Below are 26509 nucleotides of genomic sequence, written 5' to 3'. Positions count from 1 at the left end.
GTCCACGTGGGCACCGCTCGCGTCCGATGACGGCGCGAGAGCGAACTCTCAAAGAGGAGACGGGCAATGACCCATAGCAAGCGAACCTTCGGTCTGATCGGTCTGATCGCGGTCGGGGCACTCACGCTCGGACTGGCCGGCTGCGCGAGCGGCGGCACCGACACTGACAACTCCGGCGACGCGGGTGGCGACGACCTCCTCACCGTCGGCTTCGTTGCCGTCGGCCCCGAGGGCGGATGGCGCGACGCCAACGAGCAGGCGATCAAGGATGCGTTCACGACCGAGGCCGGCTTCGACCTGAAGTACGCTCCCGCCGCCAGCCCGAGCGACCAGAAATCGCAGCTTGATGCCTTCGCGACCTTCGTCAACGATGAGGTCGACGCCATTCTCCTGACCGCGACGGAGGCGTCCGGATGGGACGACTCGCTCAAGCTCGCGCAGGAGGCGGAGATCCCCGTCATCCTCCTCGACCGCGGCGTCGACTCGTCGGATGACCTGTACGTCACCCGCATCGCTCCCGACAACGTCAAGGTCGCCGAAGAAGTCGGCACCTGGGCGCTCACCGCTTTCCCCGAGGGTGCCAACTACTACGTGCTGGAAGGCGTCCCCGGGCTCTCCGTCGTCAACGAGCGCAACGAGGGATTCGACAACGCGATCGGTAGCGCGTCGGGCTGGAACAAGATCGGCGCGCAGACCGCGAACTGGAGCGCGGAAGAAGGCAAGTCGGTCACCGAGACGGTGCTGAAGGCCAACAACAACGACATCCAGTTCATCTTCGCGCAGAACGACGAAATGGGAATCGGCGCGGCGCAGGCCGTCAAGGATGCCGGACTCACCACCGGCACCGACGTCAAGATCGCCACGATCGACGGCACAACGGGTGCCCTCGAAGCGCTGGCTGCCGGAGATCTGAGCTTCGTCGCCCAGTACAACCCGTTCTTCGGCGACCTGGCGGTGGATGCCGTCAAGGCAGCGATCGCCGGCGAGACCGTGGAGAAGACGATCATCGTCTCCGGCGAGGCCTTCGACTCGCCGGAAGCGGCCCAGGCCGCGATCGACGCAGGCAAGGGCTTCTAACCCTCTCGGTACGCGCGCCGTCGCGCGACCATGACAACGGGGGCTGTCGTTCTCGGCAGCCCCCGTTCCCCGCCGTATGCGCCAACACCCGCACCCCCCCCACAGCGACAAGGAAGGCCGTCAGTGATGACCGAATCTCCCGCGATCGTCGAAGTCCGCCACGCATCCATCACTTTTCCCGGGGTGAAGGCGCTCGACGATGTCAGCTTCCGCCTTCTTCCCGGTGAGGTCCACACCCTGATGGGTGAGAACGGGGCGGGCAAGTCCACGCTCATCAAGGCGCTCACCGGCGTGTATCAGCTCGATTCGGGCGAGATCCTCGTCGGCGGTGAGGCCCAGCACTTCGTCGGGACGGCCTCGGCGCAAGCAGCCGGAATTTCGACCGTGTACCAAGAAGTGAACCTGTGCGCCAACCTCTCGATCGGCGAGAACGTCATGCTCGGCCACGAGGCGCGCGGCTTCGCCGGCATCGATTGGCGCAAGACCCACGCCGACGCGCGCGACGTGCTCCGTCGGATGGGGCTCGGCGATCTCGATCCGCGGGCGCCGCTGTCGTCCTTGTCGATCGCGATCCAGCAACTCGTGGCCATCAGCCGCGCCATGGTCACCGACTCCCGCGTCCTCATTCTCGATGAGCCGACCTCGAGCCTCGACGCGAATGAGGTGGAAGTCCTCTTCGGCGTCATCCGACGCCTCCGCGACAGCGGCGTCGCGATCCTGTTCGTTTCGCACTTCCTCGATCAGGTCTACGCGATCAGTGACCGGATCACGGTCCTCCGCAACGGCCAGTTCGTCGGCGAGTACCGGACAGAAGAACTCGACCGGGCCGCGTTGATCTCGAAGATGATCGGCAAAGACTTCGCCTCCCTGCGCGCCCTCGGTTCTCACCGGCAGACGGCGGTACACGACCGCACCGGAACGCCACTCCTCGTCGCGGAGGGCCTGGGCCGCAAGGGCTCTCTGCAACCCACCGACCTGGAACTGCACGCCGGCGAGGTCGTCGGATTCGCCGGTCTTCTCGGCGCGGGCCGCACCGAGCTTGCCCGGCTCATCGCCGGCGCCGACAAGGCAGACAGCGGGACCGTGCGGGTGCGGGGCCAGAAGGTCGCCCTGAACTCGCCGGTCGCCGGCCTTGCCCACGGCATCGCGTACTCAACGGAGAATCGTCGAGATGACGGCATCGTGGGCGACCTGAGCGTGCGCGAGAACATCATGCTGGCCGTGCAGGCGCGGCGCGGGTGGATGCGTCGCGTCCCCGCACGCGATGTCGATCGCTTGGTCACCAAATACATGGAGCGCTTCAGCGTGCGCCCGAACGATCCCGACCGTCCGATCCGCCTGCTCTCCGGGGGTAACCAGCAGAAAGTGCTGCTCGGGCGGTGGCTGGCCACCGAGCCCGACGTGTTGCTGCTCGATGAGCCGACGCGCGGCATCGATGTCGGCGCGAAGGCCGACATCCAAGAAACTGTCGCGGAGTTGGCGGAGGGCGGCATGAGCGTCGTCTTCATTTCTTCCGAGTTGGAAGAAGTCGTCCGGCTCTCCGAACGCATCGTCATCATGAAAGATCACCAGCGCGTCGGCGAGGTCGTCAACGGACCCGACCTGACGGCCGAAAGTATCGTCTCGATCATCGCCGCAGAGTCCGAAGAGCAGGCGCAGGTGCTCGCGACCGAGGCGACGCACGAAGAAGGGAACGCGTCATGAGCCGCATGAGAGCGCTGCTTCGCACTCCCTGGTTCTGGGGAATCGTCGGAATCGTCCTGCTGTTGATCATCAACACGGTCAAGGACCCGACCTATCTCGCGATCGGAGTGAACCCGAACACGGGGCTTCTCACCGGCAACCTGCTCGACATTGTGCGCGTGTCCGCGCCGATCATCATGATCGCCCTCGGCATGACATTCGTCATCGCGACAGAAGGCATCGACCTCTCCGTCGGATCGATGATGGCGGTCGGCGGCGCCGTCGCGATGCAGACCCTGTCCACGATCGACGATCCGAACTCCGTGGGAGCGATGCTGGCGGCGATCGGGCTGGCCGTACTCCTCGCGGTCATTCTCGGCATGGTCAATGGTGTGCTCGTGGCCGTCGTCGGACTGCAACCGTTCATCTCGACACTCGTCATGATGCTCGCCGCACGCGGCATCGCCCGCGTGATCACCGGGGGGCAGAACACCAGCGCGACGAATGAGCCCTTCCGGCAACTGGCGAACGGGCAGATCCTCGGTCTCCCGACGAGTTTCGTGATCGCCATCGTCCTGGTGATCCTCGTCGCCCTGCTCATGCGGCGCACGGCGCTGGGTCTCATGATCGAGTCCATCGGCATCAATCCGCAGGCCAGCCGCCTCGCTGGCATCCGTCCCCGCCCGATCTTGATTTCCGTGTACGTGCTCGCGGCAGCGCTCGCCGCCGTGGGCGGGCTCTTCAGCGTCTCGGAAGTCATGACGGTGAGTGTGTCCGGCACCGGCAATCTGATGGAACTCGACGCCATTCTGGCGGTCGTGATCGGAGGGACCTCCCTCGCCGGCGGGAAGTTCTCGATCTTCGGCTCCACGGTCGGCGCCCTCCTGATCGCCACGTTGAACAAGACCGTCCTGTTCCTCGGCGTTCCCGCGGCGGCGACCCCCGCCTTCAAGGCGCTCGTGATCATCGCCCTCGTGCTGTTGCAGTCGGAACGCGTGCGCGCGTTCGTCTTCCGCGGTGGCGGAGCTCCCCGCGTCCCCGCGGGGCCGGCGCGTCCGGCTGCCGGCGTAGACAGCCCCGTCATCAAGGAGAGCGTCGCATGAGCGCGTCTCACACCCTCGCCCCCATCTCCGCAGGCCCCGCGCCGGAGACACGCACGGCGAGGCTATCGAGTCTCTGGGAGCGCAGCCAGACGCTGCTGCCGACACTCACCGCGCTCCTGCTGCTGTTCGCGATGCTCATCTACGCCGAGGTCGCGTACGGCCGGGTGTTCCACTCCGGCACGATGTCGAGCCTCTTGGTCAGCTTCGCGCCGACCATGATCCTGGCGGTCGGGATGACCATCGTCATCGTCTCCGGCGGTATCGACCTGTCTGTCGGCGCCGTGGTGGCCGTCAGTTCGGTCGCCGGCGTCATGGCGATGAACACGGGCGTCAACGGATGGCTGTCGATCGTGCTGATGATCGCGGCCGGTGCCACCTTCGGCCTGATCGCCGGCGTCATGATTCAAGTCTTCGCGGTGCAACCGTTCATCGCGACCCTGGCCATGATGTTCCTCGCGCGAGGGCTCGCCTCGATCCTCTCCACCACGCCCGTCATGGCTCCGGAGAATTCACCGATTCTGCTGCTGGCCACCGACTGGAAGATCATCGACGGCCCCAAGGTCAATGACTTCACGATCACCCCGGGACTGCTCATCGCTGTTCTGGTGATCGTGGCCGCGGTCTTCTTCCTGCACCGAACCCGCATGGGCCGGACGGTGTACGCGATCGGAGGATCCGAAGCATCCGCTCGTCTGATGGGATTGCCGGTCGCGCGCACGCGCGTCTGGATCTACATCATCTCCGGCGCGCTCGCCGGCCTCGCCGGGGTCGTCTACACCGCCGAGGTCGGCGGAAAAGCCCAGAACGTCACGGGGATCGGATGGGAGCTCGACGCGATCGCGGCGGTCGTGATCGGCGGCACGCTCCTGACCGGCGGCGTGGGATACGTCTGGGGGTCGATCATCGGCGTGTTCGTGCTCGCGGCACTCCGGCTCATCATCACGAAGGATGGGACGATCAATCCGGAGTATCTGACGATCATCACCGGCGCCGTGCTGCTGGTCTTCGTGCTCTTGCAGCGTGCGTTGACGAGAAGGAAGCAGACATGACCTCGATCAGCCCGGAGCTGCAGGCAGCCATCGACACCGTTCGGGCCGACGTTGCGGCTCTCCACCACGAGCTCGTCCGCTACGGACTGGTCGTGTGGACCGGCGGCAATGTCTCGGGGCGCGTCCCGGGCGCCGACCTCTTCGTCATCAAGCCATCCGGCGTCTCCTACGACGACCTCGCCGCGGACAACATGATCCTGTGCGACCTCGACGGCACCGTCATCGCCGGGACACCCGGGAGCGACCGGAGCCCGTCGAGTGACACGGCGGCGCATGCATACGTCTACCGGAACATGCCCGACGTCGGGGGTGTCGTGCACACGCACTCGACGTATGCCGTCGCGTGGGCCGCGCGGGGGGAGGAGATCCCGTGCGTCATCACCGGAATGGCCGATGAGTTCGGCGGACCGATCCCGATCGGCCCCTTCGCGATCATCGGCGACGACTCGATCGGGCGGGGCATCGTCGAGACTCTCCGTGGTCATCGCAGCCGTGCCGTGCTGATGCAGAACCACGGGCCGTTCACGATCGGCGTCTCGGCGAAGGATGCTGTCAAAGCCGCCGTCATGTGCGAAGACGCGGCGCGTACGGTCCACATCGCGCGCGAAGCGGGGCCGCTCATTCCGATCCCGCAGGACCGCATCGATGCCCTCTACAACCGCTATCAGAACGTCTACGGCCAGAGCAGCGATGCCCGGCGGGAGGAGCAGTCGTGAGCGCCGCTCAGATCACGGCCGGTCGCGCGGCCCTCGGTGTCGAGTTCGGCTCGACGCGCATCAAGGCGTGCCTCATCGACGCGGATGACCCGGCGACGGTGCTCGCGGTCGGATCCCACGAGTGGGAGAACCGGCTCGAGGGCGGCCGCTGGACGTATCCGCTCGACGCGGTGTGGACCGGTCTGCAAGACGCCTACGCCGAACTCCTCGCCGATGCCGAGCGACGTCACGGCGTGCGACCCACGACACTGTCCGCGATCGGCGTGTCAGCGATGATGCACGGCTACCTCGCGTTCGATGCTGCCGGCGAGCTGCTCGTCCCGTTCCGCACGTGGCGCAACACCTCGACCGGACCGGCTGCCGAGGAGCTCAGCGAGTTGTTCGGCGTCAACATCCCGCTGCGCTGGTCGATCGCCCACCTTCGTCAGGCGGAACTCGATCGAGAAGAGCATGTCGCCCGCGTCCATCGCCTGACGACGCTCGCCGGCTACGTCCACGAACGTCTCACCGGTCGCTTCGTCCTCGGTGTCGGCGACGCCTCCGGCGTGTTCCCGATCGATTCGGCGACCGGCGACTTCGACGCCGCGCTTCTCGAGCGCTACGCGACCCTCTCCGGTCGCCCGCTTCGCACCGTGCTCCCCGAGGTGCTGGACGCCGGGCAGGATGCCGGTTCCTTGACACTCGAAGGCGCCGCGCTTCTCGATCCGACCGGCGCCCTGGAAGCCGGCATCCCGCTCTGCCCGCCCGAGGGAGATGCCGGAACCGGGATGGTGGCCACCGCGTCGGTCGCCCCGCGTACCGGCAATGTGAGCGCCGGGACGAGCATCTTCGCGATGGTGGTCCTCGATGCCCCGCTTGCCGGCGCACACGCGGAGATCGACCTCGTCACGACGCCGAGCGGTGAGCCGGTCGCGATGGTGCACTGCAACAACGGCGCGAGCGAACTCGCCGCGTGGGCCGGGCTTTTCGGTCGGTTCGCCGCCGCAACCGGCGCGCCGCTGTCCGCCGATGCGGTCTTCGAGACGCTCCTGACCGAGGCGCTGGAAGGTGCGGCGGATGCCGGGGGCCTCCTCGCGTACAACCACCTCGCCGGCGAGCCGATCGCCGGCACCACCGAAGGGCGACCGCTGTTCGTCCGCACGCCCGACAGCGACTTCACCCTGGCCAACGTCATGCGGGCTCAGGTCTACGGCGTCTTCGCGACGCTCGCACTCGGTATGCGCACGCTCGCCGCCGAAGGTGTCACGGTCGACCGGATGTATGCCCACGGCGGCATCTTCCGCACGGCCGGCGTCGCGCAGCGCTTCCTGGCCGGCGCGCTCGACGCTCCGGTCGCGGTCGGCGATGCCGCCGCCGAGGGCGGTGCGTGGGGAATCGCGGTGCTCGCCGCGTTCCTCAACGCGGATACCGACCTCGACACCTTCCTCGCCGAGCGCGTCTTCGCCGGCGCCGACGTCCGGACAGCCCACCCCGACCCGGCCGACGTCGCCGGTTTCTCCGCTTACCTCGATCGATACTCCGCCGGCCTCGCCATCGAACGCGCCGCCGTCGCCGCCCTCTGACCCCTTGTCCCACTTCCGGCAGACCATGTCCCACTTGTGGTCGCTTTTGGGCCCCAAAGTCAGCCACAAGTGGGACATACTCACCCCCGAAGGAACATCATGACCCTCACCACCACGCTCGATGAGTACACCGTCTGGTTCGTCACCGGCAGCCAGAACCTCTACGGCGAAGAGACCCTCCGCCAGGTCGCGGAGCAATCGCAGCAGGTCGTCGCCGGGCTCGCGGGTTTGCCCGTGAAGGTCGAGTGGAAGCCGGTGCTCAAGGATGCCGATTCCATCCGCCGGCTCGCGCTCGACGCGAACGCCGACGACTCCGTCATCGGTGTCGTGGCGTGGATGCACACCTTCAGCCCGGCCAAGATGTGGATTTCAGGGCTGGATGCGCTCCGCAAGCCCCTGCTGCACCTGCACACGCAGGCCAACGTCGAGCTGCCCTGGGCCGACATCGACTTCGACTTCATGAACCTCAATCAGGCCGCGCACGGCGATCGCGAGTTCGGCTACATCCAGACCCGCCTGGGCGTCGCACGCAAGACAGTCGTCGGCCATGTCTCCAATCCTGCCGTCCGCCGGCAGATCGAGGACTGGCAGCGTGCCGCCGCCGGGTGGCAGGCGGTGCGCACGCTCAAGCTCGCCCGCTTCGGCGACAACATGCGCTACGTCGCCGTGACCGAGGGGGACAAAACCGAGGCGGAGCTGCGCTTCGGCGTGCAGGTGAACACGTGGAGCGTGAACGAGCTCGCGGCGGCGGTCGCGGCGGCATCCGACACGGACATCGACGCACTCGTCCAGGTCTACCTCGACGAATATGACGTCGCCGAGGAACTCCACCCCGGCGCGGAACGTCACCAGTCGCTGCGCGACGGCGCGGCGATCGAGATCGGGCTGCGCTCGTTCCTCGAAGCGGGCGACTTCGGCGCGTTCACGACGTCGTTCGAAGATCTCGGCAAGCTGACGCAGCTCCCGGGTCTCGCCGTCCAGCGCCTCATGGCCGACGGCTATGGCTTCGGCGCCGAGGGGGACTGGAAGACGGCGATCCTCGTGCGTGTCGCCAACGTCATGGGCGCCGGCCTCCCGGGCGGCGCGAGCCTCATGGAGGACTACACCTACGACCTGGTGGAAGGCGACGAGAAGATCCTCGGTGCGCACATGCTCGAAGTCGCCCCGACGCTCAGCTCCACGAAAGCACGCCTCGAGGTCCACCCGCTCGGTATCGGCGGCAAGGACGACCCGGTGCGGCTCGTCTTCACCGCCGACCCTGGCCCGGCCCTCGTCGTGGCGATGAGCGACCTGCGCGATCGCTTCCGGCTGGTCGCGAACGTCGTCGAGAACGTCGAAGCCCCGGATCTCCCGCAGCTCCCGGTGGGACGCGCGATCTGGAAGCCGGCACCCGATTTCGCGACGAGCGCGGCGTGCTGGCTCACGGCGGGCGCTGCACACCATACGGTGATGACGACCGCCGTCGGCATCGAGGTGTTCCGCGACTTCGCGGAAATCGCCGCAACCGAGTTGCTCGTCATCGACGAGTCCACGACGGTCCGTGACTTCCAGCGGGAGATCCGTTGGAACCAGGCCTACTACCGACTCGCGCAGGGACTTTGACGCTCATGACCTCCATCCCCCTTTCCGGCACGCAGCACACTCTCCGGTCGGGGGAGTACGAGGCGACCATCGCCAGCATCGGCGCGACCCTGCGCCGGCTGACGCACGCGGGACGTGAGCTCACCCTGTCGTTCGACGCAGACACGGTGCGTCCGAGCTTCCGGGGAGCGACCCTCGCGCCGTGGCCCAACCGTGTCGCCGCGGGCACGTACGATTTCGCCGGCGACACGTACGGGCTCCCGATCGCCGATGACGGGCGGCCGAACGCGCTCCACGGCCTCGCGTCCTGGTTGGATTTCGCTGTCGTCACCGCGAGTGACGACCGCGTCACCCTCGCGGCGACCATCGTCCCGCAGGCCGGATACCCGTGGCGCGTCCGCGTCGAGACGACGTTCACGCTGGCCGCGGACGGTCTGACCCAAACCGTCGTCGCCACGAACGAATCGGGGGAGTCTGCGCCGTTCGGGACGGGGCCGCATCCGTATCTCGTCGCCGGGCCGAGTGCGCTCGACACCTGGACGTTCGCGCTCGACGCGGGCCAGGTCCTCGACGTCACTCCCGACACGCTCCGGCCGGTCGCGCTCGTCGACGTCGCGGGTTCTACCCGGTTCGACTGGCGCGCGCCCCGCGTGCTCGGTGATGCCGCCGTAGACCACGCGTTTACGGGGATCGGTGCCCATGTGGCCCGCGTGACCGACCCGACGGGGACCGGCGTCGAGATGACGTGGGATGCCGTGTGCTCCTGGGTGCAGGTGTACACCTGCGACCAGCCGGGTGGGTCGGCGAACCCCGTGCATCGCACGGGCCTCGCGGTCGAGCCCATGACGTGCGCTCCCGACGCCTTCAACGCCGACAACTATGACTACGACACGGGGCTTCAGATCCTCGCGCCCGGCGCGCAGTCCACGGCATCCTGGCGGATCTCAGCGGTCTGAACGAGAGACGGCCCCGGAGATGACTCCGGGGCCGTTCGCCGTCTCCGCGTCACTTGTCTCCGCGGAGGTCTTCCTTGATCTCATTGCGCTTGGCGACCGAGTCGCGCTCCGCTTCGGCCTTCTTCACGTTGGCGTCGGCCTTGGCTTCGTCGACTTTGTCGCCGATGCGGTCGGTCGCGTCTTCGAAGGTCTCCTTGACCTTGCGTCCGGCCGTCTCCGCGACTTCTTTTGCGTCGTCGATGAATCCCATGTCCCGCTCCTCTCTCGAACTGGTTCGAATCTAGATCCGCCGGTCGCTGCGCGTCCGGGGGTTGATCGGGTCTCGGACGCGTGGTAGCCGACTGCGGCGATCAGAGCGGTGTGGTGGTGTCGATCGCCTCGCGCAGAGGCCGGCGCATGATCTGCCAGTAGTGGCGTGGGCTCACGCGCGTCAACACGTCGACGAGGCGCGCTTCGCGGCCCACCATCGTCCGTGTGCGCCGCTTCAGAGTGGCGTCGACGATCGTGGCCGCGGCATCCGCAGGGTCGGTGTGGTACATCTTCGCCTGCGCGGCAGCGGCCCGTTGCGCGATCGCCGGATCGATCGACGCGGCGTACCGTCCGTGCAGGATGATGCCGGTCTTCACCCCGGCCGGGTAGATGGCTCCGACCGTGACAGACGAACCCGCGAGCTCGTGGCGGAGCGCTTCGGTGAACCCGCGCACGGCGTATTTGCTCATCGCATACGGGATGCGGCCCGCCGGCGCGGCCAGCCCATACACCGAAACGAGATGCGTGATGTGTGCTGTGGGGGAGCGGCGGAGGGCCGGGAGCAGTGCCTGGGTGATGTTGACGGTGCCCCAGAGGTTGATGTCCATGAGCCAGCGCATCTCTTCCATCGTGAGCTGGTCGAGGTTGCCGAGCATCGACGACCCGGCGCACGTGATGAGGGTCTGCACGTGCCGGTGGGATGCCGCGATCTCGGACGCGATGGCCACGACGGCAGCGTCGTCGGTGAGGTCGACCGTATGGATCGTGTGCCCCGTGCCGGGCAGGCCTGCCGCGACGGCGGCTAGACCATCCGCGTTTCGGTCGATCAACGCGATCCGCGCGCCACGCGCGGCGAGCTGCCGGGCAATCTGCGCACCCATTCCGCTCGCGGCTCCCGTGATGACGCTGGTCGCGCCGGTGGCGTCGAGTGATCGCATCGCGACTCTTTCCCGTTCGCCTGAATTGTTCAGGCCCTCGACGTCGATTCTGGCCCACGTCGTTGCCTAGGATCGAGAACGGAGGATGACATGGCCGACAAGCGCAAACGGGTGCGAACCCGTGATGTGGTCGCGGAGGGGCTGTACATCGCCTCGGCAGCCACGCGGTTGAGCCTGAAGAACAGCATCCTCGTGCACATTCTTGCCCAGGGTGAGGACTTCGACCCGGAACGCTTTGTTCCCGACGCGCGCGAGGCTCTTCTGACGCTCGCAGCCGAGGCGGAGGACGACGCGGCCCGCGCCGAAGCCGAGCGCAAGGCCGCACGCAGTCGCCACACCGAATCCGGCGGCACACACGATTACCGATCGCGGGATGTCCGCAACCTTCGTCGTCGGCAGAAGCAGTCGTTGCACGTCGCCGCGGAGTTGCGCGCGCGTGCCGACGACGAGACGGAACTCCGCAAGCTCATCTCAGACGCGCGGGAGGCCGCCTGGTCGGAGGTATCGAAGAACATCGACAGCGCCCTGCGGATCGAAGCGGCGCGCCCCGATCTAGAACCCGACTACGACCGTATGCGGATGGCGAGGATGCAGGCTCTCCGTCTCGTCGATCTGCCGAAGCTCCGCGCGCACCGCCGGAGTGTGGTCAAGCAGCAAGAGCTCCGCGCGGAAGGCATCGAACCCGGCCCGGTCGCCGGTCGCACCGCCGACCCTCGCGGCCTGGACGAGCTCGAATAGATCCTCACGGCCCGCTGATCGAGTGCGCCCGCGGAGCGGTACGACCCTCGCTGATCGAGTGCGACCGCGAAGCGGTCGTGTACCGAGATCACCCTGTCCGCGCCCTCGATTGGGAGGAATGCAGACGCTCATGTAAGCTGGTCGCTGGCCTTCGAGAGTTGGCTGAGCGCCCGTAGCTCAATGGATAGAGCATCTGACTACGGATCAGAAGGTTAGGGGTTCGAGTCCCTTCGGGCGCACACTGTGTTGAGACAGTAACGATCGAAAACCCGCGGAATCCCGCGGGTTTTCGTGTTTTCTGGGCCACATTGCCCATCAGGCGAACACCACAGTGCATCACACGACATCACCCGTATGTGTGCATTAGATCTGCCCCGCCATCCTCATCGCACAATGGCGATGATTGGAAGTGGGCGTCGCAGATAGCCGGAGCCAGGGGACGGTTGCGGGGCGCTCAATCCCAGCGCGACGCAGGGCCTCCTGGAAGTTGGTTTATCTCGCCGTTCGTCAGGGGTGTGCCGTCCGCACGGTGCCACAGCAGACCGTACGGGTTCCAACCGAGATCGGTGCTCAGCTGGGTTCGCAATGCCTCGACGATTTCAGGCGTCAAGGGGACGAGGCGCGACCCACACGCCGGATCCCGAGAAGAGAAGGGATCGGGGGGCGTCCCCAACTCCGAAGAGGCCGGCCTGTCTTTCCCTATTGACATACGGCTCGGCGCGGGTCTACAGTCCAGTCATACGAATAACCAACTCACGAGGAGGTGAGCGGAATGGCGCGCAGCGCTCGCACGGAAGTCACGATGTGGCAGGTTGCCGATCGGGCCGGGGTATCTCAGGCGACGGTTTCGCTCGTCCTCAATAACGTGGGTGGAAGTCGGGTCACCGACGCCACGCGTGACCGGGTGATGGATGCCGTTCAGGAGCTCGGGTACCGCACCAACGCGTTCGCTAAGTCACTCCGCAGCGGCGAGTCCGGAATGATCGGGTTCATCTCGGACGAGGTGGCGAGCTCACCGTTCGCCGGTCAGCTCCTCAAGGGTGCGCAGATGCTCGCCTGGGAGACCGGGAACGTGATCCTGAGCGTGGACACGTTCAACGATCCGGAGCTCGAGGCGGCAGCCATCGACATGATGCTGTCGTACCGCGTGAAGGGCGTCGTCTATGCCTCCATGTACCACCGCGTGCTCGACGTTCCCGCGGGGCTCGAGTCGATTCCCAGCGTCGTCGTCAATGCGCAGGATCGCGTGGGAAAGGTGGCGAGCGTGTTCCCTGACGAGGAGTTGGGTGGCTACGTCGCAACGCGGCAGCTCATCGACGCCGGCCATACGCGCATCGCCATGATCAACATCCAGCCCGTGATCAGCGACCTTCCCGCGGGGATCGGCCGGATGGCCGGCTACCGGCGCGCGCTCGCCGAAGCCGGCATCGCCGAGAATCCCGCCCTCGTGCGCTACGGGACCGGCATCGTCGAGGACGGCCTCGCGATCACGCGGGAGCTCCTGTCCGGCGCTGACCGACCGACCGCCATCTTCTGCGGTAACGACCGCACGGCGTGGGGCTCCTATCGCGCATTGGAATCGATGGGACTTCGCGTCCCGGAAGACTGCTCGATCGTCGGTTTCGACAACCACGAGATGCTGGCGCCCTATCTTGATCCCGGCCTCACGACCATCGAACTCCCCTATGAGCAGATGGCCCGCACGGCGGTGGAGCTGCTCCTCGCTGGCGACGAACGTGCCGCCACGGCCTATCCCATCGAATGTCGGCTGATCCCCCGCGGGTCGGTCGCGAATGCAAAGGTGCATGTATGAGCGCTGAAACATCACTCCGACCTACGCGGTCAGTGCCGCCCCGCCGACGACGCGGGTTCCGTTCGCACGTCCGCCGGGCGATCCACTCGTGGCAGTTATACGTATTACTAGCCCCTGCGGTCATCTACGTCGTCATCTTCAAGTACTGGCCGATGTACGGTGCGCAGATCGCGTTCCGTGACTACAACCCGGCCCTGGGCTTCGCGGGCAGCCCGTGGGTGGGGCTCGACAACTTCGTTCGCTTCGTCAACTCGTTCCAGTTCGAACGTCTCATCGCGAACACCCTCACGGTGAACGCGCTCGGGCTGTTGATCGCCTTCCCGGTGCCGATCATCCTGGCCCTCGTGGTGAACCAGCTGCAGAGCGAACGCTTCAAGAAATTCACACAGACCGTGCTGTACTCACCGTCATTCATCTCCGTCGTGGTCGTGGTCGGGATGATCTTCCTGCTCTTCTCGCCGCGCTCTGGCATCGTCAACAACGCGATCGTCGCCTTCGGCGGAGATCCCGTCTTCTTCATGGGTTCACCGGAATGGTTCCGCCCCCTCTACATCGGCTCGGACATTTGGCAGACCGCCGGGTTCTCGATGATCGTGTATCTGGCCGCGTTGACGGCGATCGACCCCGCCCTCCATGAGGCGGCTCGCGTCGACGGGGCGAGCAAGCTGCAGCGCATCCGGCACATCGACATCCCGGGCATCATGCCGGTCATCACGATCCTCTTCATCCTGGCGATCGGAAACCTGTTCAACCTCGGGTTCGAGAAGGTGCTGCTCATGCAGACCGATCTGAACCTTCCGACGTCGGAGGTCATTCAGACCTACGTCTACAAGGTCGGCCTCCAGCAAGCGCAGTTCAGCTATTCGGCCGCTATCGGCCTGTTCAATTCCCTGATCAACCTCGTCCTGCTGCTGACCTTCAACTGGGTCGCCAAGCGGGCCGGACAATCGACACTTTGGTGATGACGCCATGACTCAGATGATTCCCGCGCCGCCCGCGGCCGAAGCGACACCCTCTGCCGATGCCCCGGCATCCCGTCCCATCCCGCCCCGCACGAAGCGGGGGAGCTGGCGCGACCGCGCCGCCGATCCCGTCTTCAACTTCTTCGCGATCGGGATGCTGCTGGTGGCGATCGTCGCCATCCTCTATCCGCTGTACTTCATCGTCATCGCCTCGGTCAGCGAACCCTCCGAGATCCTCAACGGCAATGTCTGGCTGTGGCCGCAGGGTTTCACGCTCGAGGGATACGCGCGGATCTTCGCCGATGAAACGATCATCCGCGGGTTCGGGAACTCCGTGCTGTACACCGTGGTCGGCACAGCGATCAGCGTCGCGGCGATCCTCTGCGCGGCGTATGCGTTGTCGCGGAAGGACCTCTACGGCCGCACATTCTTCATGCTGCTGTTCGTAATCACGATGTTCATCGACGGTGGCCTGATCGCCCGCTACCTCGTCGTCCGTGACCTGGGGATGCTGAACACGATCTGGGCGATCGTCCTTCCCGGCGCGATCGGCGTCTGGAACCTGATCATCGCCCGCGCGTTCTTTGAGAACAACGTTCCGGAAGAGTTGCGGGAGGCCGCGCAGTTGGACGGCGCGAACGACTTCCGGTTCTTCTTCCAGATCGTCCTGCCACTGTCGAAGCCACTGATCTTCCTGATGATCATGATCCACCTGGTCGCGAACTGGAACGCCTTCTTCGACGCGCTCATCTTCCTCAACGACGAGACCATGTATCCCCTCCAGCTCGTGCTGCGGAACGTGCTGATCCAGTCGGAGGTCACGGCCGCCGGTGGCGCGGGAGCACTCGACTCCTACGCCGCGGCGCAACGGCTGGGCGAACTGATCAAGTACGGAATGATCGTCGTCTCCACGATCCCGCTGATCATCGTCCTTCCGTTCATGCAGAAGCACTTCACCAAGGGCGCGCTCCTCGGCGCCGTCAAAAGCTGACCCGTTCCCACCACCACCACAACAAGAAAGTCACATCATGAGACACCGCCGTTTCGTCATCGCCACCACTGCAACGCTCACCGGAGCACTTCTCCTCGCCGGCTGTTCCGCCGGTGGGGGCGCAACCGACATCGAGGACAAGTCCGCGGACTACGGCTTCAACGAAGAAGGACTGCCGATCGTCGACGAGACACTGACGCTGACCTTCGGAGGTTCCAAGGCGCCGCTTGCTCCCGACTACTCCGAGATGGAACTCGTGCAGCAGTGGGAAGCAGACACCAATATCGCCATCGAGTGGCAGAACCTTCCCGATCAGGTCTACGCGGAGAAGAAGAACCTCATGCTCGCCAGCGGGGATCTGCCGGATGTGCTGTTCAACTCGGGGCTCTCGGATGCCGAGGTGGTGCAGAACGGTACCAACGGCACCCTCCTTCCGCTCGAGGATCTGGTCGAAGAGTATGCGCCGACGTTGACCGCGATTCTCGAGGAGCGCCCCGACATCCGCGCGGCCATCACCGCCTCCGACGGCCACATCTACACGCTGCCCTCCGTGGAAGAGCTGGGAATTCTGCCCTACCCCAACTTCATCTTCATCAACACGGCGTGGCTCGATGCCGTCGGTCTGCCGATGCCGACGACGATCGACGAGTACCACGACGCCTTGGAGGCGTTCAAGACGCAAGACCCGAACGGCAACGGCGCGGCGGACGAGATCCCGCTGTCGTTCCGTACCGATTCGTTCGCGGCCAACCCGCACGACCTGATCGCCGCCCTCGGTGGACAGCCGGAGAACAACGATCACCGCATCGTGAGAGACGACAAGGTCGAGTTCACCGCGAACACCGACGGGTACAAGGCGGGCGTCTCTGCGCTCGGTGAGTGGTACGCGGACGGCCTGATCGATCCGGAGTCGTTCTCGCAGGACGACGTCGCCTACCTCGCCAAGGGGAAGTCCGACACTCCGATCCTCGGTTCCTTCATCTGGTGGGAGGGCAAGGAGATGGTGGGTGAAGACCGCGTCGGCGACTACGCCCTGGTCGGAATCCTCGAGGGAACCGACGGCGAGCGGCTCGCGAGCGTCGCGAACAACCAGGAGATCAGCCGCGGCGCGATGGCGATCACGCGGGCCAACGAGTATCCCGTCGCGACCATGCGGTGGGCTGACCGGCTCTTCGACCCGGTGATGTCCGCGCAGTCGAACTGGGGCCCCATCGGCGTCACGCTCGAGGAGAACGCCGACGGCATCCTGGTGCAGATCCCCGCGACGGGCGGGGAATCCGAGGGGGAGCGCCGTCAGCGCGTCGCCCCGGGCGGACCGAAGATCACGACCGCCGCAGACTTCGAAACCGTGGTCGCTCCCGAACCGCGCGCCAAGGAACGACAGGACCTCGTAGCGGAGTTCTATGCGCCCTTCCAGGCCAACGACGCCTACCCGCCGGTGATGCTCTCCAACGAGGAACTCGACCAGGTGTCCTTCGCCAACACCGACATCAACACGCTGGTCAAAGAGAAGTTCGCGTCCTGGATCGTCAACGGCAATATCGACGCCGAGTGGGATTCGTACGTGACGCAGCTTCAGGGCCTGGGCATCGACGACGTCGTGGCCACCTATCAGCAGGCCTACGACCGATTCCAGCAGGGCGGCGAGTAACGCCTCGATGGGGGCGGGCGCTCGGCGCCCGCCCCCATCGTCCGTGCGAGCCGACCCGCACGTCACCGTCCACCACCGACTCCAGGAACACTTGTGATCACTACGTCCCCGACGACCGCCGTCTCCCATCGACCCGTCGCGCACTTCACCACGCGCGACACCTGGCTGAACGACCCGAACGGGCTCCTTTACTACGAGGGCACGTACCACCTCTTCTACCAAACCAATCCTCACGGCAGCACCTGGGGAAACATCTCCTGGGGGCACGCCACCTCGACCGATCTGGTGGCGTGGACCGAACACGACATCGCCATCCCGTTCACTGCGGACGAGATGGCCTTCTCGGGGAGTGCGGTCGTCGATGTGCGTAACACCGCAGGATTCGCCGGACCCGGGCAGACGGCGTTCGTCGCCGTGTACACCAGTGCCCGTCCGCCCCGCGATGATGAGCCCGCGTCGCAATCCCAGTCGCTGGCTTACAGCCTCGACGAGGGTCAGACCTGGAACCGCTACGAGGGCAATCCTGTGCTGGATATCGGCTCGAGCGAGTTCCGCGACCCGAAGGTCTTCTGGCACGGCTCGGACGACGGACACTGGGTGATGGTCGCCGTCGAAGCGGTCGCGCGTCGAGTGGTCATCTATACCTCGCCCGATCTCATCAGCTGGACCCGCGCATCGCACTTCGGGCCTGCGCACGCCACCGACGGTGTGTGGGAATGCCCCGACCTCTTCCCTCTCTCCGTGGCGGGCACCAAAGACACTCGCTGGGTGCTCATCGTCAGCATGAACCCCGGCGGAATCGCCGGAGGGTCGGGGACCCAGTACTTCGTCGGAGACTTCGACGGCACCACCTTCACCGCAGACCGTCTCATCGAATCCGACGACCCGACGACCTACGACTGGCTGGACTACGGTCGCGACTACTACGCCGCCGTCTCGTTCAACGATGTGCCGGATGGACGACGGCTGATGATCGGCTGGGCGAGCAACTGGGACTACGCGAACGAGACGCCCACCCATCCGTGGCGGTCGGCGATGTCGCTCGCACGCGAGGTCACTCTCGTCCCGGATGAGGAGGGCATCCCGCGCATCCACCAGCGTCCCGTGCTCCCGCAAGATTCCTCGGCACTCACCTCGTTCACGGTGACCGTACCGTGCGCTCCCGGCGATCGGCAGACACTCGTCCTGTCTGCCGGCGGGGAGGAGCACCTCGCGATCACCGTCGACGGCGATCACCGCAGCATCACCAGCGATCGGACCCGAAGCGGGGCGACGGACTTCCACCCGACATTCCCGTCGATCGACCGCGCGCCGCTGCCCGGCGCTGACACCACCGAGGTCGAGCTCTTCGTTGTCGTCGACGCCACGATCGTCGAGATCTACGTCGACGGCGGGCGGGTGACCCTCACCGAGCAGGTATTCCCCTCAGAGCCGTTCACGCAGCTGCGCGTCGAGGGCGAGGCGCGGGTGGGCCGTGCGTGACGGGCGCTCTCCGGGCGCTGTAGATGTGCTCGTCGTCGGTGAGGCCCTCGTCGACATCGTCGAGACAGCGGGCATCCGCACCGAGCACCCGGGCGGGAGCCCTGCAAACGTCGCACTCGGGCTCGGTCGCCGAGGAGTGTCCATCGGCCTCCTGACACAGCTGGCCGACGATGACCGCGGGCGTGCGATCCGAGAGCACTTGCAGGCGTCCGGCGTCCACGTCCTCGCCGATTCCTTCCGTGCGGAGGTGACGTCTACCGCGGTGGCGCGCATCGGAGCGGACGGGCAGGCCGCCTACGACTTCGACGTCGCCTGGGGTCGGTTGGCGCCCATCGACAGGCTGGCCCCGACCCTCGTGCACACCGGGTCGGTCGCCGCGTTCCTCGCTCCGGGCGCAGAATCAGTGCGCGACCTTCTGCGTTCTGCGGAGGCGGCCGAAGTGACCTTCGACCCCAACATCCGCCCCGCTTTGCTCGGGTCGCGGTCGGACGCGGTATCCGCGTTCGAGACGACCGCAAAGCTCGCGACGGTCGTGAAGATGAGCGACGAAGATGCCGGATGGTTGTACCCGGACCTCACTCCCGACCACGTACTCGATCACGTTCTGGCCCTCGGTGTGCGCATGGTCGCCGTCACGCGCGGCGCCGATGGCGCGATCCTCGCCACACCGCACCATCGGATCGAGGTGCCGCCGGTGCGCGTCCGGACGATCGACACGATCGGCGCCGGTGACACCTTCATGGCGGCGCTCATCCACTCGGTTCTGATCCACGGCAGCGCGACCCTCGATGCCACCATGCTGCGGCAGATGGGTGAGGATGCCGTCGCCTCGGCCGCGATCACGGTGTCCCGTGCGGGCGCGGACTTGCCGTGGGCTCGGGAGCTCGCTCCTCCGACATGAGCGCATCGCGGCGCCCGACTCCGCGAGCGAGCGTCATCCACGCGGCGCGGGCTCGTGATCAAATCTGTGACACACGCGGCGCAACGGGTTGCTATCCGGACAATTCACGGTGGTTTGCCGTGGGCCCGGCGGTGATGTCGATTACTTACGGTCGTGGGGGAGCGTTCCTGCTATAGGGAGGCGTACGGTCGGTTTCATGCGCGGTTCCGGGCACCGATTGCTCCGCTTCTTTCTGAATGTCTCGGCGTGGTTCAACCTCCTCTCGGCGATGGTCGGGGCGGTGGGTCTGGTCGCCTTCGAGGGGATGGGGATCCCAGCACAGTGGCTGAACGGTACTCCGTTCGACAGTTTCCTTTGGCCGGGCTTACTCCTGGGGGTCGTCGTCGGGGGGACCCAGGCGCTGGCGCTTTTCGCGTTGCACGGGCACTTTCGACTTGCCCCCGGGATGAGCGTTGCTGCCGGGCTGGTCATGATGACGTGGATTTTTGCAGAGATCGCGATGATGCTCGTCTGGTCCCCTTTACACGGGGTGTTCTTTGCTTCAGGGCTGGCGCAGGTTGTTGTGGGGGTGCTCGCGCTCGGCGCGTGGCCCTCGCCTCTCCTTGCTCGAGATCGGCTATGACACACAGTGGACGCCGACGCGTGGTCCGTGGGGTTCGAGAGCCTGGGTGAGAGAGATTGGGTTCCCTTTCTCGTGCGGAACTCGGGCCTCCCCGGACCCCGCGCAAATCTCCCTCTCGTTGTTGCCGTGGCCGGTTACGCGAGCCTGCAGATTGTCGATCTGCTCATCGCAGATGGCGGCGAATACACCGCGATGTGCGCCGCCGCCATCCTCGCCCGACGGGGCGAAGATCCGACCTGCGAGGCACGCGCCCGCCGTCTCGCCGCGGATGCCCGATGGCGGGTAAGAGAAGGAGTCGCGCTAGGCGTCCAAGTGTTAGGAAGCGTCAGCCCCGACGCGATCATTGAGATCACGCGGGCGTGGGCAAACGACGAGGGGCCACTCGTGCAGCGCGCTGCGGTCGCCTCCATCTGCGAGCCCCGGCTGCTCCACTCGGAAGCGACTGCGGCTGCAGCGCTCAGGGTGTGTGGTCGTGTCACCGCGCACTACGCCGAGCTTGTTCCCCAGCAGCGTCGAGCGTCGGGTGCACGCGCTCTGCGCCAAGCGCTGGGCTATTGCTGGAGCATCGCGGTGGCCGCCTCGCCCGCTGAAGGACTCCGAGCCTTCCGTGCTCTTGACACCACCGATGCCGACATTGCCTGGGTCGTCCAACAGAACGTCGGCAAGAAGCGACTAGCCGCGCTCCTGTGATTTCGCCTGGCCGGTGGGGTCTCCGAACATCCTTCGCGACCTCTCCCGGACGCGCCGGGGCCCGCCAGCACCACACGGCCAGGTGCATCCGTTCAAGGATCCGCGACGAGCGCTAACACCCGCTTACGCGTGATGCTCGTTTAGGGATGAGGCATCGACCGGGGAGCTGCTTCAAGGGGTCACCATCTACGTCGGGACCGGCACACCGCTGCTGCCGGCACATTTTCGCCGGGGTTCGCATGCGCTACATGGCTGCACCTGCGGTGCAGCGATGCTCAACTGGTCGACGACGCCGCGGACTGATGCGTGTCCCGTAGTCGCAAGCAGTTGACGGTAGATGCCCCGTCCCTGAGCGTCGCCGCTCAAGGACGGGGCATGCGATCCGTTCGTTCAGCTGCTGCGTCGGCGCGGGACTGAGCTCAACGCTCGTCGGCGCCACACAATCGTGAGCATCGCGAACACAAGCAGGGGCGCTGAGGCGATCAGCCCGGCGGCGCCCGAGTCGAAGCCCAGCCGGAACAATCCCCAGCCGCCGAGGAACGCGACGACCACAAGAGCGGCGAACCCTGCCCACCAGCGCCAATCAGCGAGTGGTTGCCGCACGTTCACCGTGTTCGTCATCTGCAGTAGCCTCCGGCGTAGGTCCCGTACCACTGGAAGGCTACTCCGAATCCGAGGGGGACGAACTGGATCCACCATTCAAGGCAGCGGCCGGCGTTGTAAGCATTCGACGCATTGAGCACCAGACCGACACCAGCGACGGCGCAGATGCCCGCACCGACCGCACCGCCGACGGGACCTGCGATTGCAAGGGCGTGAGGAACGAATCGGTGACAGGTGTGGTTTAGGCCGCGAGGGTGAGCGGCTGTTCGGTTAGCTTCGCTTCGAACTCGATCGGCGTCAAGCCGCCGAGGGCGTCCTGGGCTCGCTGCCGGTGATACTTCCGCTCGATCCAGGCCACGATCGCGAGTCGCAGCTCCTGCCGGGTCTCCCATCGCTGCTGGTTGAGCACGTTCGTTTGGACGAGAGACCAGAAGCTCTCCATAGCCGCGTTGTCTCCGGCCGCGCCGACGCGACCCATCGATCCGACCATGTCGTGACGGCGCAGCTCGCGGGCCATCGCGCGGCTACGGAACTGGCTGCCCCGATCGGCGTGCAGGATGCATCCGGCGACGTCACCGCGGCGGGTGACGGCGTTGCGGAGCGCGTCGACGGCGAGCTTCGCGGTCATCCGACCCGAGATCGAGTACCCGACGATCCGGTTCGAGTGAACGTCTTTGATCGCGCAACAGTAGAGCTTGCCTTCGCTCGTCCAATGCTCCGTGATATCCGTGAGCCGAACCCGGTTCGGGGCGTCGGCACGGAATTGTCGTTTGACATGGTCATCGAACACCGGCGGGCCGGCCTTCTTACCCTTTCCCCGCCGGCGGCGTTGCGCGGACGAGAGGATCCCCGCCTGCGAGCACAGCTTCCACGCCGTGCGCCGGCTCATCCGCCAGCCGGCCCGCCGCGCCTCATCTGCCAGGTATCGGTATCCGAATGTGGGGTCGTCATCGTGGGCATCACGCAATGCGTTGATGCGGTGCGCGCGGAGGAGGTCCGCGTCTCGGACTGGAGCGTTGCGCCACCGGTAGTAGGGCTGTCTTGCGAGCTTGAGAACCCGGCACGACACCGTCACGGGAATTCCCGCGTCGGCGAGCTCAGATACGAGCGGGTACGTCATTTTGGGGAGCCACCGAGTTTCAGATTCGCCTGGGACAGATACGCCGCCGCCTTTCGGAGCACTTCGTTTTCCTGCTCGAGCAAACGGATCCGCTTCTTCAGCTCGCGTGCCTCGGCAGCATCCGCGGCGGTCTCACCGGGTCGGTTGCCCTCCTCGACATCGGCTTGACGGAGCCAGTTCTGCAACGTCGCTTCGCTGACACCGAAGTCAGTGGCGACCTGCTTGATGGTGACGCCGCTCTCACGGCGTCTTGCAACCGCGACGACGTCCTCGCGGAACTCTTGGGGATCGGGACCGGGCATGATGACATCCTTCCCGCTAGCACCTCCCGGCACTAACGATCAGTTGTCACCAGTTCGTTCCTCACGCCCCTGAACCCGCAGAACGACGGGGATCCCCGCGTCTACCGTTCGGTCTACGGATCAGAAGGTTAGGGGTTCGAGTCCCTTCGGGCGCACACTGTGTTGAGACAGTGCAAACGAAAACCCGCGGGTTTTCGTGTTTTCCAAGGTGCTGTCGCCGTCTGATTCGGCCTGGTCAGCGTCTGATTCGCTGTCCGCGGCGATGTCGAGTGACTTCCGCGTGAATCCGCGGCCTTTCGTCGCGACCGGCTGTCTACCAAAGTCCGATCAGAGCGGATGTGTGCACCGGGATGTGTGCACCTATGTGTGCACTGGAGCGTCGTGATCGGCGCCCGTTGGTCCTCCCGCGATCGCGCACTCGCCCGGGCGGGGTATTCGAGACGATGGCCAGGCTCTTGCAGGAGCGTCGCCGACAGGGACCCCGCCGCGACGAGGGGACCCGTCACCGCGCGCCCGTTCACCCACTGACGCTTGCCGATACTATCGGCTCGCGTTATCATGGTGGAGTGATCCAGTCTCTCGCGGACGAGGCGACGCGCAAAGTCTGGGCGCGCGAGCATGTCCGGCAATTCGGGCAGGAACTGCAACGCGCGGCACAGAAGAAGCTCCGCCTACTCAACGCCGCCGAGACAATCAACGACCTGCGCATCCCGCCGGGCAACCGGCTCGAGAAGCTGGCTGGCGACCGCGACGGACAGCACTCGATTCGTATCAACGACCAGTACCGCATCTGCTTCGTCTGGACGTCGGCCGGCCCGGCCGACGTCCAGATCGTCGACTACCACTGAGGAGGGACCACCGATGACGAAGGCACACGACCCGATCACCCCGGGTGAGATTCTCCAGACCGAGTTCCTCGAGCCGCTAGGGATCACGGCCTACCGCCTCGCGCAGGCGACCGGCCTGCCGCAGACCAGGCTCAGCGAGATCATCCGCGGCAAGCGGCGGATCACCACCGATACCGCACTACGGCTTTCTCGTGCGTTCGGGCTCTCGGAGCGCTACTGGCTCAACATCCAGAACGACTTCGACATCGAACTCGAGCACGACGAGCATGACGCGGACCTCGCACGCGTCGAGCGCCTGATCCCGGCCTGACCTCCCGAATCACGCCGGCCTGCGCCGCATAAGGTACGTTCCGATTCATGAGACGGACCCGCCTGCAATGGCGTCGGGTCGCAGCAGTCGTGTTGACGTTCGGAGCGCTCACCTGCTCAATCGCGAGCTACGCTGCACCGATCGTCGACGAGCGCTGTTCGGCGGCGATCGTAGACGCTGTGCTTCTCCAAACCGGGACGGGCGCCGTGGACCGCCAGGTAGACGTGTCAAGTCAGCCTGCTGTGATCGGAGACCTCGGTGCGGCACCTGCGCCATCGTGCGCATTCGCCAACGCGGGTCTGCATCCGCGAGGCTCTACACGGCGGTATGGGTAACGCACGACAACGCCGCGGCCGACGAAGTCGCGGCCGACCTCACCGCTGCGATAGAGGCGAGCGAGATGCCGCTTGTCTCCAGGTCGCTGAACGACCGGCTCGCGGGCAGGCGCGGGCTAACTTCGTCCTGGACCGCGGTCGACGGGATGAAACGCCTTGGTTCGCTCTTTGAGCGAGCCATTCTCATTTTCACGGCTACGAAACATGGCCGCGGAGGGTCGCGAGAGCGCAGGAACCCTCGTGATCTTCGGCGGGTAGCCATGTACATTTCGGCTTATGAGTTCACGACGCTTGCTGGCATCGACCCTGGTCGCGACCGTACTGCTGTTGACATCGTGCTCGCCTCCGGCCGAGTTTGCGCGGGAGCAGACTGCAGCGGATCGGCCAGATTCTGTCGTCGACGGGTCCGCCGACAAGATCGACGTCGCGACTCTTCGTTACGTCGGAATGGCAGATGAGTACGACGTTTATCTCGCGCGCGCATCTGACGACAGTGAGACGCTTTGCCTTTCGCTCGTTCTCGATGACGTTTGGCAGAGCACGCATTGTGGGCCGGGGGACTATGTGTCCGTCCCGATCAGCAACACCGCTCATGTTCAGGCCGAGATCAACTATCGAGGCGGGGAAGATCGCGAAATGATCTCCGAGAACGTCTGGGTCGGCCGAAAATAGGTACAAAGCAGCGGACGCTGGTGTGTTCGGGTGGGGACCGGCTTGGGAGCGCTCGTCGTATATGAGGCAGCGCCGTCACCCTCGGACACGAGGGCGTGTCAAACCCGGCGATCGCGGACCGCATGGCATCCTGACCCCATGGCTTCATGGATCGACCAGATGTTCAGCGCTCAGCAGGCCCACGCGGGCGGCGTGGTTCGGCGAAGCATCCACGACATCAACAAATATGCGTCCCTCGAAGAGGTCTTAGAACGAGTTGATGACGAGGGGTGGCACGTCGTGCAGATCGGCGATCAGATCATTGTTCTGTGCAACACTGGCGACATCCGCATCCTGCGCTAGCGTGCCTGACCGCTGCCGGGTCCCGACTGCGCGATAAGAGCCCTGATCCGGCCTCATCCAGGACCGAGTTGCGGGCACTGTGGGATGGTTCGTCGTAGTCTCGGACCATGGAGCAAAAGGTGCGCGGGCGGTTGCTTACCGGGAGCGCGCTTGTCGCACTCGTTGGGGCGATAGTCACCGTCGTCTACTTCTTCCAGCCGTGGCGCAGTTGCGACTACGAGGACACCTCGGCGGGATGCGCGATGCTCCCCGTCGACGCAACCGTGATGGCCGTCTCGGCGGTCGTGACTCTCGTCGCGGTTGGTGTGTTTGTGCTGGCACTCCTCGTCAAGGAGCGCACTGCCGTCCGGTGAACCACCGACTGGCGGGGGTCATCTGCAACCGTCTGTTGCTCATTACTAGGCGCCCGTCCAGAATCGGGTGATGAGGTTTGCTGAAGTTCTTCCTGAGGACGCGCCGGATCCGCGAGTCGAGCAGACAGATCAGGTGAGGCTGATGCCGGTTGCGGTGGTCGGCCTCGCTCCGCAACCCTCACTTCAGGAGACGAACGCGGGAGTTGGCGGCGGTCAGGACGGTGCCGGGTACTTCGAGATGTCAACAAGTCTCAGCTACACCCTCTGGCGCAACCCCTCCGATCGTTCGGACCCACTCAACCTGGCTGAGCTCGACGAACAGACCCGAGCGGCGATCGAGGAGGTGCCACCATGGCCTCGGCCGCAGTGGCTCATCGAGCAGGTCGAGCAGATGCGGTACCCGCAACTGGCCGAGGCGGTGAAGACAACCTGGTTCCGCGAGTCGTACGAGCACACCACGCTGACCGTCGTGCTTGCGCAGCACACCAACTACATCCTGACCAACTGGTATCGACAGCAGCGTGGACTCGAGGGCAACCTCTGGGATGCGCCGGCGCCCGATGTAACCGAACGAGCCGTTCGCCACGGCATCAGCGTGAGGATCGATGGTTCCGACGTCATCGGGGCGGAGATCGACACCGACCCGTTCGTCTACTGCGTAGGAGCAGAACTGCCCACCGGGGGGATCCTCACAGCAGTGCTCCCTCGCGACGACCTCGCCTACATTCGACTCGAGTTCACCACGCGCCATTAAGGGCTGCCACCCAGTGGTCGACATGGGTCGGTATCACGGGACGCCGACTGTCGCGTAGGAGGACCGACTAGCGGGCGTTCGGGCGGCTAGCGACCTTCGGGAGCAT

Annotated in this window: 26 protein-coding genes, 1 tRNA gene and 1 pseudogene; 24 read left to right on the top strand and 4 right to left on the bottom strand. The window is 65.7% G+C overall.

What is annotated here, in order from left to right; genetic code table 11:
* Window positions 1-66: 66 nt before the first annotated feature.
* The 8 genes from N4R40_RS08370 to N4R40_RS08335 all read left to right on the top strand — a co-directional run bounded on the left by N4R40_RS08370 (window position 67) and on the right by N4R40_RS08335 (window position 9727).
* A complete protein-coding gene (locus N4R40_RS08370) occupies window positions 67-1077 on the top strand; it encodes an ABC transporter substrate-binding protein (protein WP_261606918.1) in 1011 nt (336 codons plus the stop codon).
* Window positions 1078-1203: 126 nt separating this feature from the next.
* The gene (locus N4R40_RS08365; protein ID WP_261606917.1) at window positions 1204-2781 is read left to right on the top strand and encodes a sugar ABC transporter ATP-binding protein; all 1578 of its coding nucleotides are present in this window, start codon (window positions 1204-1206) and stop codon (window positions 2779-2781) included.
* On the top strand, window positions 2778-3863 hold the full coding sequence (locus tag N4R40_RS08360) for an ABC transporter permease (protein WP_261606916.1): 1086 nt from the start codon (window positions 2778-2780) through the stop codon (window positions 3861-3863). The genes N4R40_RS08365 and N4R40_RS08360 overlap by 4 nt, the downstream gene beginning before the upstream one ends.
* The gene (locus N4R40_RS08355; protein ID WP_261606915.1) at window positions 3860-4912 is read left to right on the top strand and encodes an ABC transporter permease; all 1053 of its coding nucleotides are present in this window, start codon (window positions 3860-3862) and stop codon (window positions 4910-4912) included. Before N4R40_RS08360 ends, N4R40_RS08355 begins: the two co-directional genes overlap by 4 nt.
* A complete protein-coding gene (locus N4R40_RS08350; RefSeq protein ID WP_261606914.1) occupies window positions 4909-5628 on the top strand; it encodes an L-ribulose-5-phosphate 4-epimerase in 720 nt (239 codons plus the stop codon). Before N4R40_RS08355 ends, N4R40_RS08350 begins: the two co-directional genes overlap by 4 nt.
* Window positions 5625-7190 (top strand): xylulokinase, encoded by a 1566-nt coding sequence (locus N4R40_RS08345; protein WP_261606913.1) that lies wholly within the window; start codon window positions 5625-5627, stop codon window positions 7188-7190. The genes N4R40_RS08350 and N4R40_RS08345 overlap by 4 nt, the downstream gene beginning before the upstream one ends.
* 99 nt (window positions 7191-7289) lie before the next feature.
* The gene (araA, locus tag N4R40_RS08340; protein WP_407665855.1) at window positions 7290-8792 is read left to right on the top strand and encodes an L-arabinose isomerase; all 1503 of its coding nucleotides are present in this window, start codon (window positions 7290-7292) and stop codon (window positions 8790-8792) included.
* A 5-nt stretch (window positions 8793-8797) separates the two neighbouring features.
* Window positions 8798-9727 carry an aldose 1-epimerase family protein gene (locus N4R40_RS08335; RefSeq protein WP_261606912.1) on the top strand — a complete coding sequence of 310 codons (930 nt, stop codon included), beginning with the start codon at window positions 8798-8800 and terminating at the stop codon, window positions 9725-9727.
* 49 nt (window positions 9728-9776) lie between these two features.
* Here N4R40_RS08335 and N4R40_RS08330 read toward each other — a convergent pair whose 3' ends face one another.
* Window positions 9777-9977, bottom strand: coding sequence for a hypothetical protein (locus N4R40_RS08330; protein ID WP_261606911.1), 201 nt, complete (start codon window positions 9975-9977; stop codon window positions 9777-9779).
* A 100-nt stretch (window positions 9978-10077) separates the two neighbouring features.
* Entirely contained in the window at window positions 10078-10914 is an 837-nt protein-coding gene (locus tag N4R40_RS08325) for an SDR family NAD(P)-dependent oxidoreductase (RefSeq protein ID WP_261606910.1), read from the bottom strand.
* Window positions 10915-11004: 90 nt separating this feature from the next.
* Between N4R40_RS08325 and N4R40_RS08320 the strand changes: the two genes are divergently transcribed.
* The 10 genes from N4R40_RS08320 to N4R40_RS08275 all read left to right on the top strand — a co-directional run bounded on the left by N4R40_RS08320 (window position 11005) and on the right by N4R40_RS08275 (window position 20764).
* Complete coding sequence (locus tag N4R40_RS08320; RefSeq protein WP_261606909.1) at window positions 11005-11652, top strand: asparagine synthase; 648 nt, start codon at window positions 11005-11007, stop codon at window positions 11650-11652.
* 166 nt (window positions 11653-11818) lie between these two features.
* Window positions 11819-11891: transfer RNA gene (locus N4R40_RS08315), tRNA-Arg, on the top strand.
* A gap of 533 nt (window positions 11892-12424) precedes the next feature.
* Entirely contained in the window at window positions 12425-13465 is a 1041-nt protein-coding gene (locus tag N4R40_RS08310; RefSeq protein WP_261606908.1) for a LacI family DNA-binding transcriptional regulator, read from the top strand.
* A gap of 32 nt (window positions 13466-13497) precedes the next feature.
* Window positions 13498-14427, top strand: coding sequence for an ABC transporter permease (locus N4R40_RS08305; RefSeq protein WP_261606907.1), 930 nt, complete (start codon window positions 13498-13500; stop codon window positions 14425-14427).
* A 7-nt stretch (window positions 14428-14434) separates the two neighbouring features.
* Complete coding sequence (locus N4R40_RS08300; RefSeq protein ID WP_261606906.1) at window positions 14435-15418, top strand: carbohydrate ABC transporter permease; 984 nt, start codon at window positions 14435-14437, stop codon at window positions 15416-15418.
* Window positions 15419-15455: 37 nt separating this feature from the next.
* Entirely contained in the window at window positions 15456-17069 is a 1614-nt protein-coding gene (locus N4R40_RS08295) for an ABC transporter substrate-binding protein (protein ID WP_261606905.1), read from the top strand.
* Window positions 17070-17162: 93 nt separating this feature from the next.
* Window positions 17163-18551: a glycoside hydrolase family 32 protein gene (locus N4R40_RS08290; RefSeq protein WP_261606904.1), complete on the top strand. Its 1389-nt coding sequence runs from the start codon at window positions 17163-17165 to the stop codon at window positions 18549-18551.
* A complete protein-coding gene (locus N4R40_RS08285) occupies window positions 18544-19452 on the top strand; it encodes a carbohydrate kinase family protein (RefSeq protein ID WP_261606903.1) in 909 nt (302 codons plus the stop codon). Before N4R40_RS08290 ends, N4R40_RS08285 begins: the two co-directional genes overlap by 8 nt.
* Window positions 19453-19648: 196 nt before the next feature.
* Window positions 19649-20074, top strand: coding sequence for a hypothetical protein (locus N4R40_RS08280; protein ID WP_261606902.1), 426 nt, complete (start codon window positions 19649-19651; stop codon window positions 20072-20074).
* A 126-nt stretch (window positions 20075-20200) separates the two neighbouring features.
* The gene (locus N4R40_RS08275; protein ID WP_261606901.1) at window positions 20201-20764 is read left to right on the top strand and encodes a HEAT repeat domain-containing protein; all 564 of its coding nucleotides are present in this window, start codon (window positions 20201-20203) and stop codon (window positions 20762-20764) included.
* 390 nt (window positions 20765-21154) lie between these two features.
* Here N4R40_RS08275 and N4R40_RS08270 read toward each other — a convergent pair whose 3' ends face one another.
* Both N4R40_RS08270 and N4R40_RS08265 read right to left on the bottom strand, forming a co-directional pair.
* A complete protein-coding gene (locus N4R40_RS08270; RefSeq protein WP_261606900.1) occupies window positions 21155-21385 on the bottom strand; it encodes a hypothetical protein in 231 nt (76 codons plus the stop codon).
* Window positions 21386-21608: 223 nt separating this feature from the next.
* Window positions 21609-22789: pseudogene (locus N4R40_RS08265) on the bottom strand (IS3 family transposase).
* 566 nt (window positions 22790-23355) lie between these two features.
* On the opposite strand from N4R40_RS08265, the gene N4R40_RS08260 reads away from it, so the two are divergent.
* The 6 genes from N4R40_RS08260 (at window position 23356) to N4R40_RS08235 (ending at window position 26403) form a co-directional block, all read left to right on the top strand.
* The gene (locus tag N4R40_RS08260) at window positions 23356-23637 is read left to right on the top strand and encodes a type II toxin-antitoxin system RelE/ParE family toxin (protein ID WP_261606899.1); all 282 of its coding nucleotides are present in this window, start codon (window positions 23356-23358) and stop codon (window positions 23635-23637) included.
* 13 nt (window positions 23638-23650) lie between these two features.
* Window positions 23651-23947 carry a HigA family addiction module antitoxin gene (locus N4R40_RS08255; protein WP_261606898.1) on the top strand — a complete coding sequence of 99 codons (297 nt, stop codon included), beginning with the start codon at window positions 23651-23653 and terminating at the stop codon, window positions 23945-23947.
* Between the two features lie 611 nt (window positions 23948-24558).
* The gene (locus N4R40_RS08250) at window positions 24559-24954 is read left to right on the top strand and encodes a hypothetical protein (protein WP_261606897.1); all 396 of its coding nucleotides are present in this window, start codon (window positions 24559-24561) and stop codon (window positions 24952-24954) included.
* Window positions 24955-25092: 138 nt separating this feature from the next.
* Window positions 25093-25296, top strand: a complete 204-nt coding sequence (locus N4R40_RS08245; protein ID WP_261606896.1) for a hypothetical protein — start codon at window positions 25093-25095, stop codon at window positions 25294-25296.
* Window positions 25297-25403: 107 nt separating this feature from the next.
* Window positions 25404-25649 carry a hypothetical protein gene (locus tag N4R40_RS08240; RefSeq protein WP_261606895.1) on the top strand — a complete coding sequence of 82 codons (246 nt, stop codon included), beginning with the start codon at window positions 25404-25406 and terminating at the stop codon, window positions 25647-25649.
* Window positions 25650-25719: 70 nt separating this feature from the next.
* A complete protein-coding gene (locus N4R40_RS08235) occupies window positions 25720-26403 on the top strand; it encodes a hypothetical protein (RefSeq protein WP_261606894.1) in 684 nt (227 codons plus the stop codon).
* Window positions 26404-26509: the final 106 nt, after the last annotated feature.

The organism is Microbacterium memoriense, assembly GCF_025398275.1.
GTDB lineage: Bacteria > Actinomycetota > Actinomycetes > Actinomycetales > Microbacteriaceae > Microbacterium > Microbacterium memoriense.
The sequence above is the reverse complement of the archived record's forward strand: the minus strand, read 5'-3'. Positions and strand labels throughout refer to the sequence as shown.

What these genes read in the sequence shown, in the direction of transcription:
- N4R40_RS08235 (WP_261606894.1), top strand. Translation starts at nt 25,720, where the DNA reads ATGAGGTTTGCTGAAGTTCTTCCTGAGGACGCGCCGGATCCGCGAGTC.
- N4R40_RS08325 (WP_261606910.1), bottom strand. Translation starts at nt 10,914, where the DNA reads ATGCGATCACTCGACGCCACCGGCGCGACCAGCGTCATCACGGGAGCC.
- N4R40_RS08320 (WP_261606909.1), top strand. Translation starts at nt 11,005, where the DNA reads ATGGCCGACAAGCGCAAACGGGTGCGAACCCGTGATGTGGTCGCGGAG.
- N4R40_RS08365 (WP_261606917.1), top strand. Translation starts at nt 1,204, where the DNA reads ATGACCGAATCTCCCGCGATCGTCGAAGTCCGCCACGCATCCATCACT.
- N4R40_RS08350 (WP_261606914.1), top strand. Translation starts at nt 4,909, where the DNA reads ATGACCTCGATCAGCCCGGAGCTGCAGGCAGCCATCGACACCGTTCGG.
- N4R40_RS08250 (WP_261606897.1), top strand. Translation starts at nt 24,559, where the DNA reads ATGAGTTCACGACGCTTGCTGGCATCGACCCTGGTCGCGACCGTACTG.
- N4R40_RS08355 (WP_261606915.1), top strand. Translation starts at nt 3,860, where the DNA reads ATGAGCGCGTCTCACACCCTCGCCCCCATCTCCGCAGGCCCCGCGCCG.
- N4R40_RS08310 (WP_261606908.1), top strand. Translation starts at nt 12,425, where the DNA reads ATGGCGCGCAGCGCTCGCACGGAAGTCACGATGTGGCAGGTTGCCGAT.
- N4R40_RS08255 (WP_261606898.1), top strand. Translation starts at nt 23,651, where the DNA reads ATGACGAAGGCACACGACCCGATCACCCCGGGTGAGATTCTCCAGACC.
- N4R40_RS08360 (WP_261606916.1), top strand. Translation starts at nt 2,778, where the DNA reads ATGAGCCGCATGAGAGCGCTGCTTCGCACTCCCTGGTTCTGGGGAATC.
- N4R40_RS08335 (WP_261606912.1), top strand. Translation starts at nt 8,798, where the DNA reads ATGACCTCCATCCCCCTTTCCGGCACGCAGCACACTCTCCGGTCGGGG.
- araA (WP_407665855.1), top strand. Translation starts at nt 7,290, where the DNA reads ATGACCCTCACCACCACGCTCGATGAGTACACCGTCTGGTTCGTCACC.
- N4R40_RS08240 (WP_261606895.1), top strand. Translation starts at nt 25,404, where the DNA reads ATGGAGCAAAAGGTGCGCGGGCGGTTGCTTACCGGGAGCGCGCTTGTC.
- N4R40_RS08280 (WP_261606902.1), top strand. Translation starts at nt 19,649, where the DNA reads ATGCGCGGTTCCGGGCACCGATTGCTCCGCTTCTTTCTGAATGTCTCG.
- N4R40_RS08370 (WP_261606918.1), top strand. Translation starts at nt 67, where the DNA reads ATGACCCATAGCAAGCGAACCTTCGGTCTGATCGGTCTGATCGCGGTC.
- N4R40_RS08245 (WP_261606896.1), top strand. Translation starts at nt 25,093, where the DNA reads ATGGCTTCATGGATCGACCAGATGTTCAGCGCTCAGCAGGCCCACGCG.
- N4R40_RS08270 (WP_261606900.1), bottom strand. Translation starts at nt 21,385, where the DNA reads ATGACGAACACGGTGAACGTGCGGCAACCACTCGCTGATTGGCGCTGG.
- N4R40_RS08330 (WP_261606911.1), bottom strand. Translation starts at nt 9,977, where the DNA reads ATGGGATTCATCGACGACGCAAAAGAAGTCGCGGAGACGGCCGGACGC.
- N4R40_RS08300 (WP_261606906.1), top strand. Translation starts at nt 14,435, where the DNA reads ATGACTCAGATGATTCCCGCGCCGCCCGCGGCCGAAGCGACACCCTCT.
- N4R40_RS08295 (WP_261606905.1), top strand. Translation starts at nt 15,456, where the DNA reads ATGAGACACCGCCGTTTCGTCATCGCCACCACTGCAACGCTCACCGGA.